The sequence below is a fragment of the Salinimicrobium flavum genome (assembly GCF_042684505.1).
GTDB classification, from domain to species: domain Bacteria; phylum Bacteroidota; class Bacteroidia; order Flavobacteriales; family Flavobacteriaceae; genus Salinimicrobium; species Salinimicrobium flavum.
The window spans coordinates 899,746-914,118 of sequence record NZ_JBHULT010000006.1 but is presented as its reverse complement, the minus strand read 5'-3'; the positions used below and the strand labels follow the sequence as shown (position 1 = coordinate 914,118).

Below are 14,373 nucleotides of genomic sequence, written 5' to 3'. Positions count from 1 at the left end.
GGTTACCTCACGTTTTCTTTATCCTTTTTAGACCTAACAGGTCTTAGAGACCTGTTAGGTCTGGTCCCGCAGGAAATTATTTAAATATTCACTATTCAAACTTCTTTCATTATGCCATTGCTGAAAAACCTCTTTATCGAGTAGGGAAAATATATAATCTGTATCTATTCTACTTGTTTTATTACTGGTATAGGCCTTGTAGGATGAAAATCTATAAATTCTGTGATCTTCAACAAAATTATGTTTCACCGGATTTAAATGAATATAGGCAATTAATTGAATAAGATACTTCCCATCACTTACCCTTTTTCTCTTTAAATGTTCCTGAAAAAGACTTCCGGTTCTATTGTATTTTTTATTTATAGCCTTGTTGTAGGCATTGAATAAATTTGAAAAAGGAAGATGAATTTTTTGTTGATGAATTAATGAAAGCTCTTCTTTGTCTTTGATCTTTAGGAGTAGATGAAAATGGTTTTGCAACAAACAATAAGCATAGATATCGCAAACTGGTAGTAAGTGAGTTTCGACTAACCTAAGAAAGTAAAAGTAATTACCTTCATCTTTAAAGATATTCTCTCCATTATTTCCTCTATTGAAAATATGGTAGGTTGCTCCCGGTTCTAAAACATCCTGCTTCATAGCTTTAGTTCAAAATCTAACAGGTCCTGGAGACCTGGCAGGTTTGATTTTTTCTGCTCAAAAAAGCCCACCTTGGACACCTCCGCGCTCGCGACCCAGGTGTTTATAGGCCGCTTCGGTAACTTCCCTGCCGCGGGGAGTTCTCTGGATGAAGCCCTGCTGTATCAAAAAAGGTTCATAGACTTCTTCAATGGTCTCTGCACTTTCACTTACGGCCGTAGCCAGGGTAGTAATGCCCACCGGGCCACCTTTGAATTTATCAATAATGGTGGTAAGGATCTTATTATCCATTTCATCCAGCCCATGAGCGTCTACATTGAGGGCTCTAAGACTGTATTGGGCGATCTCTATGTCGATCTTCCCGTTGCCTTTGATCTGTGCGAAATCGCGTACCCTCCTCAAAAGGGCATTTGCGATACGCGGGGTTCCACGGCTGCGTCCTGCGATCTCTATGGCAGCATCAAGGGAAATAGGAACTTTAAGGATATCTGCACTTCGCTGTACGATATCTGAAAGAAGTTCGGTAGAATAATATTCAAGTCGGCTGGAGATCCCGAATCTCGCTCTCATAGGCGCAGTCAATAATCCGCTGCGGGTGGTAGCCCCTATAAGGGTAAAAGGATTAAGATTGATCTGTACAGAACGGGCGTTGGGCCCGGTTTCGATCATGATATCGATCTTATAGTCCTCCATGGCCGAGTAAAGGTATTCCTCGACTACCGCGCTTAAGCGGTGGATCTCATCAATGAACAATACATCCCTTTCTTCCAGGTTGGTGAGCAGTCCGGCTAGATCTCCGGGTTTATCCAATACAGGGCCCGAGGTGACCTTTATCCCCACCCCCAGCTCATTGGCCAGGATATGCGCAAGGGTGGTCTTACCAAGTCCCGGAGGTCCGTGAAAAAGTGTGTGGTCAAGGGCTTCTCCCCTACGGTTGGCTGCCTCAACAAAGACCTTTAAATTGTCGAGTACCTGATCCTGTCCTGCAAAATCATCAAATTCGAGGGGCCTTAAAGCTCTCTCGATATCCATTTCTTCGGGAGTAAAACTTTCCCCGCTTGGATCAAGGTGCTCATTCATAGTCAGTTTTTTAAGTACTACAAAGATAAAAGAAAAAGCCCTTTCCGAAGAAAAGGCTTTGATTATATAAATTCAGGAATGAGATCTTAGTGGTTCAATTCCTCTTCATCTTTTTGAAGGGGTACCGTTTGCGGCGCAAAGTCCTGTCCCGGGATCACATATTCCCCATTCTCATTTGTTTTACTGTAGTCATAAGGCCAACGATAAACAGTTGGAAGTTCTCCCGGCCAGTTCCCGTGAATTGGCTCTACCGGGGTAGTCCACTCCAGGGAGTTGGATTTCCATGGGTTTGCTGTCGCTTTTTTCCCTGCAACGATCGAATAGATGAAGTTGCAAAGGAATACAAGCTGTACAAGTGCTGTTATGATGGCAAAAACAGTGATCAAAACGTTGATCTCCAACAGGTCATCAAAGTACGGGAAGGCGGTGTTGTCATAATATCGTCTTGGCAGACCGGCCATTCCCACAAAGTGCATAGGGAAGAAAACCCCATAAGCTCCAATAATAGTGATCCAGAAATGCACATATCCCAGGTTCTTGTTCATCATTCTTCCGAACATTTTTGGGAACCAGTGATAAATACCGGCGAACATACCGTACAGAGCTGAGATACCCATTACCAGGTGGAAGTGAGCTACCACGAAATAAGTGTCATGCACATTTATATCCAGGGTACTGTCTCCCAGTACAAGCCCCGTCAAACCTCCTGTAATGAAAGTGGAAACGAAACCAATCGAGAACAGCATGGCAGGGTTCATTTGCAGGTTACCTTTCCAGATAGTGGTGATCCAGTTAAACGCTTTTACTGCGGAAGGGATGGCGATCAATAAGGTGGTAAAGGTAAATACTGATCCCAGGAACGGGTTCATACCAGATACGAACATGTGGTGACCCCAAACAATGGTAGATAAGAATGCTATCCCCAGAATGGAAGCGATCATCGCACGGTATCCAAAAATAGGTTTTCTGGAGTTGGTTGCCAGGATCTCAGACGCGATTCCCATCGCCGGAAGGATCACGATATATACTTCAGGGTGACCAAGGAACCAGAAAAGGTGTTCAAATAATACAGGTGATCCTCCCTGATAATGCAATACTTCTCCTTTAAGGTAAATATCACTCAGGAAGAAAGAAGTACCAAAACTTCTGTCCATGATCAACATCAAAGCTGCAGAAAGAAGAACCGGGAAAGAAACCACCCCGATAATAGCAGTTACAAAAAGGGCCCAGATAGTTAGCGGTAAACGTGTCATAGACATCCCCTTTGTTCTAAGGTTGATCACCGTTACGATATAGTTTAACGATCCCAAAAGTGAGGAAGCGATAAAGATCGCCATAGAAACCAGCCAAAGCGTCATCCCCATTCCTGAACCTCCAATAGCTTGTGGCAAAGCACTCAATGGAGGATAAATTGTCCATCCTGCAGATGCAGGTCCTGCTTCTACGAACAGGGATCCCAGCATAATGATACAGGAAAGGAAGAACAGCCAGTAAGAAAGCATGTTCATGAATCCTGATGCCATATCCCTGGCCCCAATTTGAAGCGGAATAAGAAGGTTACTAAAAGTACCACTCAATCCCTGGGTAAGAACAAAGAATACCATAATGGTACCGTGAATGGTCACCAATGCAAGGTAGATCTCGGGGCTCATTACTCCACCGGGAGCCCATTTCCCAAGAAACATCTCAAATATCTTAAATGATTCGGCAGGCCATGCGATCTGCATACGGAAGAAGACAGACATTGCTATCCCAATGATTCCCATAAACAGAGCGGTAAAAAGGTATTGCTTGGCAATTACCTTATGGTCCATGCTGAATATATACTTCGTAAAGAAATTACCCTCATGGTGATGGTCATCATGAGCGTGATCATTAACCTGTGCGTGTCCTACTGCTGACATATTTTCTTAATCTTTACTTTAATTAATTTTCTACCTGCGCTAAATCTGCAGCATCGTCCTTTAAAGATGCAGTCTGTCCATCAACCGGTTCATATGTATCTATGAATTCCTGTTGTTCTGCCATCCAGGCATCAAACTCTTCCTGGGTTTCAACCACGATCTTCATTTGCATATTATAATGTGCAACTCCACATATCTTGTTGCATAACAGGTAATATTCAAACTGCTTATACTCATCCAGACCTTCTTCGCCGGCCGCCACAAGCACTTTGCTGTTCTCTTTTCTTATCTCGTTGATCCTGGCCACTTTGTCTCTCATGTATTCTGTTTCACGTATCTCTGCGGAAGTAACCGTAGGAGTGAAAGAGAATTGGGTGATCATACCGGGAACCACGTTCATCTGGGCCCTGAAGTGCGGGAAGTAGGCAGAATGCAATACATCCTGAGATCTCATTTTGAATAAAACAGGGCGATCTACCGGAAGGTGAAGCTCTGTGGTAATCACATCATCATGGGCATAGGCATCACTACCATCAACACCCATAGTATTTGCTCCTTCTATAAATCTAATATTGGCTTTTCCAAGTACATTATCCTTTCCAGCATATCTTGCCTGCCAGCTAAACTGTTTTGCATAAAGTTCGATCACGATAGGGTCATCTTCCTCATCGACATCCATAATATCGCTCCAGGTAAACAGCCCATAGATGATCAAACCTGCAAGTACGATCACCGGGATGATGGTCCATACAAATTCCAGTTTATCATTATCGGCAAAGAAAAGGGCTTTTGTTCCTTTCTTTCCTTTGTATTTAAAGGCGAACCAATGCAGAAGCCCCTGGGTGATCACCTGTACGAACATGATCACGGCCATGGTGATCAATAACAGGTTGTCATAATCTGCACCATGTTCTGAGGCGGCGGCAGGTAATGCCCTGTCCCCAAAAAACCAGAAATTGTAAAGCATGAAGAGGTAGAAAGCAATACCAAAGGCAAGCATCAGGTTACCCTGAGTCCTGTTATCCTTGTCACTTGCGATCTGTGAAGAGTCCACATCAACGCCGGTCCTTGACAACTGGAATATCCTTGTTAGCTGCCAAATGGTGATCGCAAAAAGCGCTACTACTATGATTATTAAAAATACAGTCATTTTCTAATTTCTTCTTTAAACAATCTTTAATTAATAGTGATAATGCTCACTTTCTTTTCTAAACGGATTCCTCTTAACCAATAACGGAGCTTTTGTCAATGAATTGAACACCACAAAAATAAACAATCCGCCAAAGAATGCTAAAGCACTTAGTTCAGGAATTCCAATAAACCAGGACTCCCCTACCGTTGCAGGCATTACCATCACATACACATCCAGGTAGTGGCCAATCAATATAATGATTCCGGTCATTACCACAAACCAGTTCACACGTTTAAAGTCACTGTTCATTAATAACAGGAGCGGAAATATAAAGTTTAGGGCTGCCATTCCGAAGAAAACAAGACCATAATCTTCAATTCTTGAAACGAAATAAGTAACCTCTTCGGGAATATTGGAGTACCAGATCAACATGAACTGGGAGAACCAAAGGTAGGTCCAGAAGATACTAAGTCCAAACATGAACTTTGCAAGATCATGAATATGGCTGTTGTTCACGAAAGGAAGGAAACCGCGGGATTTAAGATAAATCGTAACCAGTGCGATCACCGTAATGGCAGAAACGAACATACTGGAGAACACATACCATCCAAAGAGAGTACTGAACCAGTGTGGATCAAGACTCATGATCCAGTCCCATGACATCATGGATTCTGTTACCATAAAGAACACCAGGAATCCTGCAGCAAGTTTAAAGTTCTTTTTGTACCAAACATTATCTGTAGCCTCATCCTGTCTGTGTGAATTCCTTCTCATAAGGTACCTGAAAAGATTCCAGCCGGCGATATATATCGCAGCCCTTATAAGGAAAAAGGTAACGTTAAGGTATCCTGATTTGTTCTGGATAATTTCATCATCGGCAACTACTTCGGCATCCATCCATACGAACATATGGTTTAAGTGTAAACCTGAAAGTACCAACAGAAGGAACATAATGATACTTCCCGGCAGCAGGTAGCCTGTTATCCCTTCCATCACCCTGAACAAAACAGGTGACCATCCTGCCTGGGCGGCATACTGCACCGCATAAAAGGCCAGTGTCCCCAGCGCGATCATAAAGAAAAAGAAGGCTGCAACAAATACAGCTGCCCATGGTTTGTTTTGTAACTGGTGTAAAATATGCTCCAGGTGAACCAATTCTTCCTCCTCAGCCAAGGTATGGGATTCTTCATCCATCCTTTGAGTTTCAACCTCGTGCTCTGAAAGAACCAGATCAAATCCTTGTGCATCATCTTCCAATTCATCCTCGGTTTGGCCGGGAAGAGGCATCTCAACGGCACTACTATGGTCATCGTGAGAAGCGACTATTTCCCTTACATCTTCAATAGTGGAAGGTGCGGCAATAAATCCGTAGACCAAGCCTAACAGACCTACTACCATAAGAATGATAGAAAACAATTTTAATTTACTGGATAGCGTGTACATATTAAATATATCTAAATGCTGTTATTCTTCGATTTGATTTTCCTCTTCTCCGGTAGTTGAAGTTTCTTTAGACTCCATCTGTTTATCTGCGTTCACAGCAGGAATAAGATCTTCTTCAGTCTCAAATTCCCTTTCAGCTCCACCTTCCAGATCATTCTTAAGTTTCATCACGTAGTGGGTGATCAACCATCTTTCTTCAATAGAGGTCTGGGAAGCATATGATCCCATAGCATTGAGACCGTAGTACTGTACGTGATAAACACCACCTTCTGTGATCGCTCTTCCCGCATCGTCATAACGCGGGATACCCAGGATCTTTTCATTCTGTACCAGGATCCCTTTTCCGTCTCCCTGATCTCCATGGCAAACTGCACAGTAGATAGTATATAATGCTTTTCCTTTATTTAAATTCTCTTCAGTATAAGGAAGGGGGTTTTGAAGTTCGGTTTTTGCTGTTGAAAAACCATCGGGGTTATTCTCATAGTCATAAGGTTCCCACCCGCGTGGAATGGTTCCTTCCACAGGTAATTTGGCTTCCTGCTGGTTCACAAAGACATCGTATGCCCCATAAGGTTCATAAGATACCGGTTCCTGCATATTAGGCATGTACTGGTAGTTTGGCCTGGAGCTGTCAAAACATGAAACAGCGCTTAGTGCCAGAATGAAAAATATGGAGTTTCTAAATAAACTTTTCATGTGGTTTATTTGTTATCAATTAATTTAATTTCAGAAGCACCCGTTTTGAACAAGAAATCTGTAAGGTCTTCTGTATTATGGTTGGCTACCATCACTTCCATAAGAAAATGGTCATCTGTGGTCCTTATATCAGGGTTCTCTGCTTTTTTGAAAGGCCACAACTTACTCCTCATGAAGAAGGTGAAAACCATCAGGTGAGCCGCAAAGAATACTGTTAATTCAAACATAATTGGCACAAAGGCGGGCATATTCTGAAGGAAACTGAAACTTGGTTTCCCACCAATATCCATTGGCCAGTCTTCTATCATGATAAAGTTCATCATGGCTATAGATACCAGGAGACCAATGATCCCATAGATGAAGGAGGTTACGGCCAGCCTTGTTGGTGCAAGACCCATTGCCTTATCAAGTCCGTGTACGGGAAAAGGTGTATAGATTTCCCTGATACTGTAACGGGCGTCCCTAACTTGCCTTACAGCCTGTAAAAGCAAGTCATCATCGGTATAAAGTGCGTGTATAACTTTAGATGCCATTATCGTTTGTTTTTAAGTTCATTTGCCTGCAGGTTCCAATCTCCGCGATTCTCTTCGATAGGGAAATTATCGATCACCCTGTCAAGCAATACATAATCTTCTTCTGCCAGCCTGCCTACCTGGTCAAAGGTATAGATACCAACCTGGTGTAGCTTCTGTTCCATTACCGGTCCAACCCCGTTAAGTTTCTGAAGGTCATCTGCCGATTGTGTTGCAGGATCAAAGATCCCTATCCTGTGCAACATTTCATCAATCCTGTCTTTATCGATCTCAGAATCTGTAAGACTTTCTGTATGCGTGGTTGGCTCATGTTCCTTTCTGGCTTCATGTTCATGGGCTTTGATCCAGCCTCCTTCTACATTTGCCACGGGCTCTCTCACAATGGTATTGGTATGGTCTACATGGTCCCCGTGTTCTTCACGTAAAATCTTGTATCTCTCTCCCGAAGATTTCAGGATGGTCTTCACCTCTGCCTGCGCAATTACCGGGAAGGTACGTGCATAAAGAAGGAAGAGTACAAAGAAGAATCCTATAGTTCCAATAAAGATCCCTATATCTACAAAGGTTGGTGAGAACATGGTCCATGAAGACGGAAGGTAATCACGGTGGAGTGAGGTTACAATGATCACGAAACGCTCAAACCACATTCCTATGTTCACGACGATCGAGATAAAGAAAGAGAACATGATACTGGTACGCAATTTCTTGAACCACATGAACTGTGGGGAGAATACGTTAAAGGTCATCATTGACCAGTAGGCCCACCAGTAAGGTCCTGTAGCCCTGTTAAGGAATGCGTACTGCTCATATTCTACACCGGAGTACCATGCCATGAACAATTCAGTAATATATGCCACACCCACGATAGACCCCGTAATCATGATCACGATGTTCATCAATTCGATGTGTTGTATAGTAATATAATCTTCAAGATTGGAAACCTTTCTCATAATAATAAGAAGGGTGTTCACCATCGCAAATCCTGAGAAGATCGCCCCGGCCACAAAATATGGAGGGAAGATGGTAGTGTGCCATCCCGGAATAACCGAGGTAGCAAAGTCAAAGGATACAATGGTGTGTACAGAAAGTACAAGCGGTGTCGCCAATCCTGCAAGCACAAGAGAAACTTCCTCAAAACGTTGCCAGTCTTTGGCACGGCCACTCCATCCAAAACTAAGGATCCCGTAAATATGTTTCTGAAAAGGTTTAACAGCCCTGTCACGAATCATCGCGAAGTCAGGCAAAAGACCTGTCCACCAGAAAACCAGGGAAACAGAAAGATAAGTGGAGATCGCGAATACATCCCAAAGAAGCGGGGAGTTGAAGTTCACCCAAAGGGAGCCGAACTGGTTAGGGATTGGAAGAACCCAGTAAGCCAACCAGGGACGCCCCATGTGAATAATTGGGAACAATCCTGCCTGTACTACCGAGAAGATCGTCATGGCCTCTGCAGACCTGTTGATCGCCATTCTCCATTTTTGACGGAACAGAAGTAATACAGCCGAGATCAGGGTTCCAGCGTGACCAATACCTACCCACCAAACAAAGTTGGTAATATCCCAGGCCCATCCTACGGTCCTGTTCAATCCCCAGGTACCAATACCTACGGAAACCGTATAAATAATACAACCTAACCCCCAAAGAAAAGCTACAAGCGCAATGGAAAAAACAATCCACCATGATTTATTGGCCCTTCCTTCAACCGGGGCAGCCACATCAACAGTCACATCGTGATAGGTCTTATCGCCGGTTACTAAAGGCTTTCGTATAGGTGCTTCGTAATGAGACATATGCTTTTTATAATTGATTCTTTAATAGTTTATTAAGCTTCAGATGTATTTCTCACCTTGGTCTGGTACATCACGTTTGGTTTTGTCCCCAGGTACTCAAGCAGGTGATACATCCTGTCATCCTCTTTCTTCTGATAGATAACGCTTTCTTCATCATTCACATCTCCAAAAACAATAGCGCCTTTATCACATGCCAAAGAACATGCGGTCTGGAATTCCCCATCTTCAATAGCCCTTCCTTCTCTCTTGGCATCAAGAATGGTCTTTTGGGTTTTCTGGATACACATAGAACATTTCTCCATAACCCCACGGGACCTTACAGTAACATCGGGGTTCAATACCATACGCCCAAGATCATTGTTCATGTGGTAATCAAACTCGTCATTCTTGTTGTACAGGAACCAGTTGAACCTTCTAACCTTATATGGGCAGTTGTTCGCGCAGTAACGAGTACCTACGCAGCGGTTGTACACCATCTGGTTTTGACCCTGGCGCCCGTGCATGGTTGCCGCAACAGGACAAACCGTTTCACAGGGAGCGTGATTACAGTGCTGGCACATTACAAGCTGGAATACAACCTGCGGGTTATCTGCCGCAACTTCCATTTCCCCGAACTGGGAGAGTGAATCCCCAAGGCCAGACATGTTTTCCTTCTTCTCCACATCAGCCTGGAAAGTATCTTCAGAAGAATAGTAACGGTCAATACGCAACCAGTGCATATCCCTGTACTTTCGCACTTCTTCCTTACCTACAACAGGAACGTTATTCTCTGCATGACACGCGATCACACAGGCACCACATCCTGTACAGGCATTAAGATCAATAGACATATTGAAATGATGACCAGTTGAACGGTCAAATCCATCCCAAAGGTCAACATCTGGTGAAGTTACCGGAGTTTCCACGTGATTAAGGGAAACCTGAGGCATTTCATTCCACACATGAACATCTTTTGTATTAAAGATCTCAAGAGTAGTTTCTTTTATAATATCATTTCTCCCCATAAGGGTAGTATGTAACTGCAAACAGGCAAATTCATGGATCCCACCAGCTTTCTCAATAGTTACATTCTGGAAGGTTTTGAAATCCTTGTAGAGCGGGAAGGCGTTAACCCCAACCTGCATCTCACGCTGAACACCTTCTTTCTTACCATATCCCAGGGCAAGCGCAACAGCACCTTTGGCCTGTCCCGGCTGAATGAATACCGGCACTTTTTCAAGAACGGTATCCCCCACTTTAAGGTTCACATAACTCCCGTTGAGCGCCCCGTTAGACACATGTTCATTAACAAGGCCAAGAGCCTCTGCATCTGCTTTCGAGATCTTGAGATAGTTATCCCATGATGCGCGAGTGATAGGGTCTGGCATCTCCTGTAGCCAGGGGTTGTTAGCCTGGTTACCGCTACCCATCGCAGTTGACGTATAGAGTTCCAGCTCAAGACCTTCACCTGCCCCACCGGCAAGGCTCCTTGCGGCAGTTGCATCATTGTTCACAGAAACGGCAGCAGCGCCCGTACCGGCTATTGAAGCAGCACCTGCAGGTTCAGAACCTTCAAAGTATCCGTCGTGCAAAGCATCATTCCAGGAAGAGTTCCCAAGGGAACCGGCCCACGTTTCTTTTAAATATTCATAATAAGAGGTAGAGTTATCTGACCATCTTAATAATGCATCCTGGAACTGGCTTGTATCAAACAAAGCTTTGATAGTAGGCTGCATCAGTCCGTAGGTTTGTTTTGTAAATTGTATATCGCCCCAGCTCTCAAGGTAATGAGGAGCGGCTGCTATGTAGTTAGACAGTAAAGCGGTTTCATCTTTCTTCATGGAAAAGGTTACCGAAAGGTCAACTTTTTTGATCCCCTCAACGAATTCTTCAGCAAAAGGAAGACTATACGCAGGGTTCACACCGGCCATAATAAGAGCGCCTACGCTTCCGGCGTTCATATCTGCAACCAGTTTTTTGACTTCAGCAACATTTCCCTGCCTTAGCATTCTTGGATTTGAGGTATTCATTACCTGGCTTCCAAGGGTCTCGTTGATAGAGAGAACCAGAGACTGAGCATCTGTATCTGGAATTCCGGTTATAACAACCGCTCTTCCTCCCGATTTTCTCAGTTGTCTTGCTGCACTTACCACAGCTTCATTAACATGTTCCGGCAGGTTACCCGAAGAAGAACCTCCGGTAATAGCTCCATGCAAGGCCGCAAGGACCATTCTTTGCTGTGAAGGCGTTACAGGAACTCTTTTATCTGCATTTGCTCCGGAAAGAGAAAGGTTTGATTCAAACTGTATATGTCTGGACATTTTTCCATCCTGCGGGACACGACCTTTAGCATAAGCGGCATCATAACCACCACCGGCCCAGTCACCAAGGAAATCTGCTCCAATTGAGACTATGGTCTCTGCTTTTGAAAAATCATAATTTGGCAATGCACGGGTTCCATATCTTGCCTGAAAAGCATCAAGAGCAGCATCTTCTGAAACGGCATCATAGACTACATGTCTTACGTTACCGTACTTCTGGGAAAATTCATTGATCAATCTGGAAGTCGAAGGGCTTGCAAAAGTCTGGGTCAGTAAAACGATCTCCCCGGACACATTATTAAGCTTCTCTTTCACCTCTTTGTCAAACTGCTCCCAGGAAACCACTTCCCCGTTAGCAACCGGACGTTGCAATCTTTTATTATCATATAATGACAAAACAGAAGCATGAACACGTGCGTTCGCTCCTGTACCGGCCATGGTATTATACTCGATCTTAATTGGTCTACCCTCCCGGGTCTTCACCAGCACCCCCGCGAAATCGAACCCATCTGCCATGGTAGTAGCGTAGTAATTTGCTACCCCGGGAACGATCCTTTCCGGCTGCACTACATAGGGTATTGATTTGATCACAGGACCTTCACAGGCTGCCAGAGATGCAGCTGCGGTACTGAATCCAACATATTTCAGGAAATCCCGGCGAGAGGTAGTCGAATTCTCAAGAGATTCTTTATCACCTAGGAACTCATCTGTAGGTATTTCCTCTACAAACTCATTCTGACGGTGCGCCTCAACAATAGAGCTGGATGCTTTGAGATCTTCAGCATTTTGCCAGTATTTTTTGTTTGATGACATATATAAAATATTTCTTCTAATTTATTAATAGTGGCATTTAGCACACTCTAATCCGCCCATCTGGGCTACTGTTAATTCTTCAACCCCGTATTTCTTGGAAAGTTCCTCATGAACTTTTTCATAGTATTCGTTCCCCGCTGTTCTCACATTGGTCTCGCGGTGACAGGTAATACACCATCCCATGGTAAGAGGAGCATTTTGGTACATGATCTCCATCTCTTCTACAGGACCGTGACAGGTTTGACAGGCAATACCGCCCACTTCCACGTGTTGGGAGTGGTTGAAATATGCGAAATCAGGAAGGTTGTGTATCCTCACCCACTTCACAGGCTCGGTCTCACCCGTGTAAGATTGGGTTTCCGGGTCCCAACCCACAGCGTTATATAGTTTTGCGATCTCCCCATCATAGAATTCTTTAGAATATTCATCTGTAGCAGTACCTTCAGCAACTTCACCGATAGATTTATGACAATTCATACAAACATTAAGCGAAGGGATACCTGAAGTCTTGGAAACCCTGGCAGAAGAGTGACAGAATTTACAATCGATCTGGTTGTCTCCCGCATGTATCTTATGAGAGAAATGTATTGGCTGAATAGGCTGGTACCCCTGATCAACACCTACCTGCATAAAATAGCCGTAAACGAAATAGGCACCCACCAGCATCAGGACAATAGCCGTGGTGATCACCAGGAACTGGTTCTCCACAAATGATTTCCAGATTGGTTTCCTTTTTTCCCTTACCGGCAGTTCAACTCCACTGGCAGTTGCAAATCTTCTAAGGGTTCTGTTCACAAGGAACAGGATCACCAATAACATCAATAAAACGAAGGCAAGGATCCCCAGCAGGATATCTGTGGAAATTCCTCCCTGGCCACCTCCTTGTGTACCTGCAGCGGCGTCACCCGGTTGCTTTTCCTGCGGCACAGCTTTTGGCTGCCCGGTGTAGGCAAGAATGTTATCTATATCTGCATCGCTTAATTGCGGGAAAGGAGGCATAGCCACCTGGTTGTATTCATTGTAGATGGCCACAGCCTCTTCATCACCTGCGGCGATCAATTCTGAACTGTTCCTTATCCAACTGTGCAACCAGTCAACATCCCTTCTTTCATTGACACCACGTAACGGGGGACCAATTGAATTACCGTCAAGCTTATGACAGGCAGCACATAAAGTATTGAAGAGCTCTTTACCGGCTGCGGCATCACCTCCAGAAGGCTCGGCCTCCACATTTGATTCCTGAGCCCCCTGCACAGTTTCCTGTACAACGGCCTGATCTTCGGGGTTATCCTGAGCCAGAACAAGTGCATTAAAGGACAAAAAGAAGGATACACTAAGAAATAGCATTCGAGCGACTGAAGGGCGGTATTTCACCTTTTTCATATTATAAGTTGAATTAACGTCTTGTTTGGTACGGTTTTTTATTGACAAAATATGTGATTTTTATCAGTTTTAGGTACCGGAAAATTTACCGACAAAAGTAATACTTAAACTCGATTATAGAAGGCGGGAGAATAATTTATAACTGTTCTAAATAAGTTCTTCTGCCCAATTTAACTGATTAAGTTATACATTTGTTCTTCAGAAAATTAAAAAGTAAACCGTTGAAAAAAAGAAGTTTTATATTCACAGCAGCCTGTCTATTTGGATTCAGTTTATTCAGCAATGCTCAGGAAGGAAGGGTTACCATCAAACAGGACGAAATGATACCCAAATTACTGGCCTTAAAAACTGAAATGGTGAACGAAAGCCGCATTGCAGACCGGTATCGCATACAGTTATTCTCTGGAGACAACAACAAGGCCAGCACGGTCATAAAAGAATACCGTGCATTATATCCACAATGGTCCTCAACCATCGTGTATGAAACCCCCAATTATAAGGTGTGGGTAGGTAATTTCAGGAACAGCCTTGAAGCAGACAGGGCTTTACTGGAGATCAAAAAAACATTCCCGGCAGCTTTCAGGTTCAGGCCAGAGAAGAAATAACAACGAGCCTTGCCGATCAATGTGGCGTTGTCACAGGAAAAAAGGAATAAAAAAA

At 43.8% G+C, this 14,373-nt stretch carries 11 protein-coding genes; 1 reads left to right on the top strand and 10 read right to left on the bottom strand.

What is annotated here, in order from left to right; all coding sequences use genetic code 11:
- Positions 1-54: 54 nt before the first annotated feature.
- The 10 genes from ACFSTG_RS07620 to ACFSTG_RS07575 all read right to left on the bottom strand — a co-directional run bounded on the left by ACFSTG_RS07620 (position 55) and on the right by ACFSTG_RS07575 (position 13,713).
- Positions 55-639: a transposase gene (locus ACFSTG_RS07620; protein ID WP_380750518.1), complete on the bottom strand. Its 585-nt coding sequence runs from the start codon at positions 637-639 to the stop codon at positions 55-57.
- Between the two features lie 57 nt (positions 640-696).
- On the bottom strand, positions 697-1,719 hold the full coding sequence (gene ruvB / locus ACFSTG_RS07615; protein ID WP_380750515.1) for a Holliday junction branch migration DNA helicase RuvB: 1,023 nt from the start codon (positions 1,717-1,719) through the stop codon (positions 697-699).
- A gap of 86 nt (positions 1,720-1,805) precedes the next feature.
- Positions 1,806-3,623, bottom strand: coding sequence for a cytochrome c oxidase subunit I (locus ACFSTG_RS07610; protein ID WP_380750511.1), 1,818 nt, complete (start codon positions 3,621-3,623; stop codon positions 1,806-1,808).
- Between the two features lie 22 nt (positions 3,624-3,645).
- Positions 3,646-4,773, bottom strand: coding sequence for a cytochrome c oxidase subunit II (locus tag ACFSTG_RS07605; RefSeq protein ID WP_380750508.1), 1,128 nt, complete (start codon positions 4,771-4,773; stop codon positions 3,646-3,648).
- A 30-nt stretch (positions 4,774-4,803) separates the two neighbouring features.
- A complete protein-coding gene (locus ACFSTG_RS07600; protein ID WP_380750505.1) occupies positions 4,804-6,198 on the bottom strand; it encodes a quinol:cytochrome C oxidoreductase in 1,395 nt (464 codons plus the stop codon).
- A 21-nt stretch (positions 6,199-6,219) separates the two neighbouring features.
- Positions 6,220-6,894, bottom strand: a complete 675-nt coding sequence (locus ACFSTG_RS07595; protein WP_380750503.1) for a c-type cytochrome — start codon at positions 6,892-6,894, stop codon at positions 6,220-6,222.
- Between the two features lie 5 nt (positions 6,895-6,899).
- A complete protein-coding gene (locus tag ACFSTG_RS07590; protein ID WP_380750501.1) occupies positions 6,900-7,427 on the bottom strand; it encodes a DUF3341 domain-containing protein in 528 nt (175 codons plus the stop codon).
- The gene (gene nrfD, locus ACFSTG_RS07585; RefSeq protein ID WP_380750498.1) at positions 7,427-9,217 is read right to left on the bottom strand and encodes an NrfD/PsrC family molybdoenzyme membrane anchor subunit; all 1,791 of its coding nucleotides are present in this window, start codon (positions 9,215-9,217) and stop codon (positions 7,427-7,429) included. Before nrfD ends, ACFSTG_RS07590 begins: the two co-directional genes overlap by 1 nt.
- Positions 9,218-9,249: 32 nt before the next feature.
- Positions 9,250-12,330: a TAT-variant-translocated molybdopterin oxidoreductase gene (locus ACFSTG_RS07580; protein ID WP_380750495.1), complete on the bottom strand. Its 3,081-nt coding sequence runs from the start codon at positions 12,328-12,330 to the stop codon at positions 9,250-9,252.
- A gap of 24 nt (positions 12,331-12,354) precedes the next feature.
- Complete coding sequence (locus ACFSTG_RS07575) at positions 12,355-13,713, bottom strand: c-type cytochrome (RefSeq protein WP_380750822.1); 1,359 nt, start codon at positions 13,711-13,713, stop codon at positions 12,355-12,357.
- A 221-nt stretch (positions 13,714-13,934) separates the two neighbouring features.
- Here ACFSTG_RS07575 and ACFSTG_RS07570 point away from each other — a divergent pair, with 221 nt between their 5' ends.
- Positions 13,935-14,318, top strand: coding sequence for an SPOR domain-containing protein (locus ACFSTG_RS07570; protein WP_380750492.1), 384 nt, complete (start codon positions 13,935-13,937; stop codon positions 14,316-14,318).
- Positions 14,319-14,373: the final 55 nt, after the last annotated feature.

What these genes read in the sequence shown, in the direction of transcription:
- ACFSTG_RS07590 (WP_380750501.1), bottom strand. Translation starts at nt 7,427, where the DNA reads ATGGCATCTAAAGTTATACACGCACTTTATACCGATGATGACTTGCTT.
- ACFSTG_RS07620 (WP_380750518.1), bottom strand. Translation starts at nt 639, where the DNA reads ATGAAGCAGGATGTTTTAGAACCGGGAGCAACCTACCATATTTTCAAT.
- ACFSTG_RS07575 (WP_380750822.1), bottom strand. Translation starts at nt 13,713, where the DNA reads ATGAAAAAGGTGAAATACCGCCCTTCAGTCGCTCGAATGCTATTTCTT.
- ACFSTG_RS07605 (WP_380750508.1), bottom strand. Translation starts at nt 4,773, where the DNA reads ATGACTGTATTTTTAATAATCATAGTAGTAGCGCTTTTTGCGATCACC.
- ACFSTG_RS07580 (WP_380750495.1), bottom strand. Translation starts at nt 12,330, where the DNA reads ATGTCATCAAACAAAAAATACTGGCAAAATGCTGAAGATCTCAAAGCA.
- ACFSTG_RS07610 (WP_380750511.1), bottom strand. Translation starts at nt 3,623, where the DNA reads ATGTCAGCAGTAGGACACGCACAGGTTAATGATCACGCTCATGATGAC.
- ACFSTG_RS07595 (WP_380750503.1), bottom strand. Translation starts at nt 6,894, where the DNA reads ATGAAAAGTTTATTTAGAAACTCCATATTTTTCATTCTGGCACTAAGC.
- ruvB (WP_380750515.1), bottom strand. Translation starts at nt 1,719, where the DNA reads ATGAATGAGCACCTTGATCCAAGCGGGGAAAGTTTTACTCCCGAAGAA.
- nrfD (WP_380750498.1), bottom strand. Translation starts at nt 9,217, where the DNA reads ATGTCTCATTACGAAGCACCTATACGAAAGCCTTTAGTAACCGGCGAT.
- ACFSTG_RS07600 (WP_380750505.1), bottom strand. Translation starts at nt 6,198, where the DNA reads ATGTACACGCTATCCAGTAAATTAAAATTGTTTTCTATCATTCTTATG.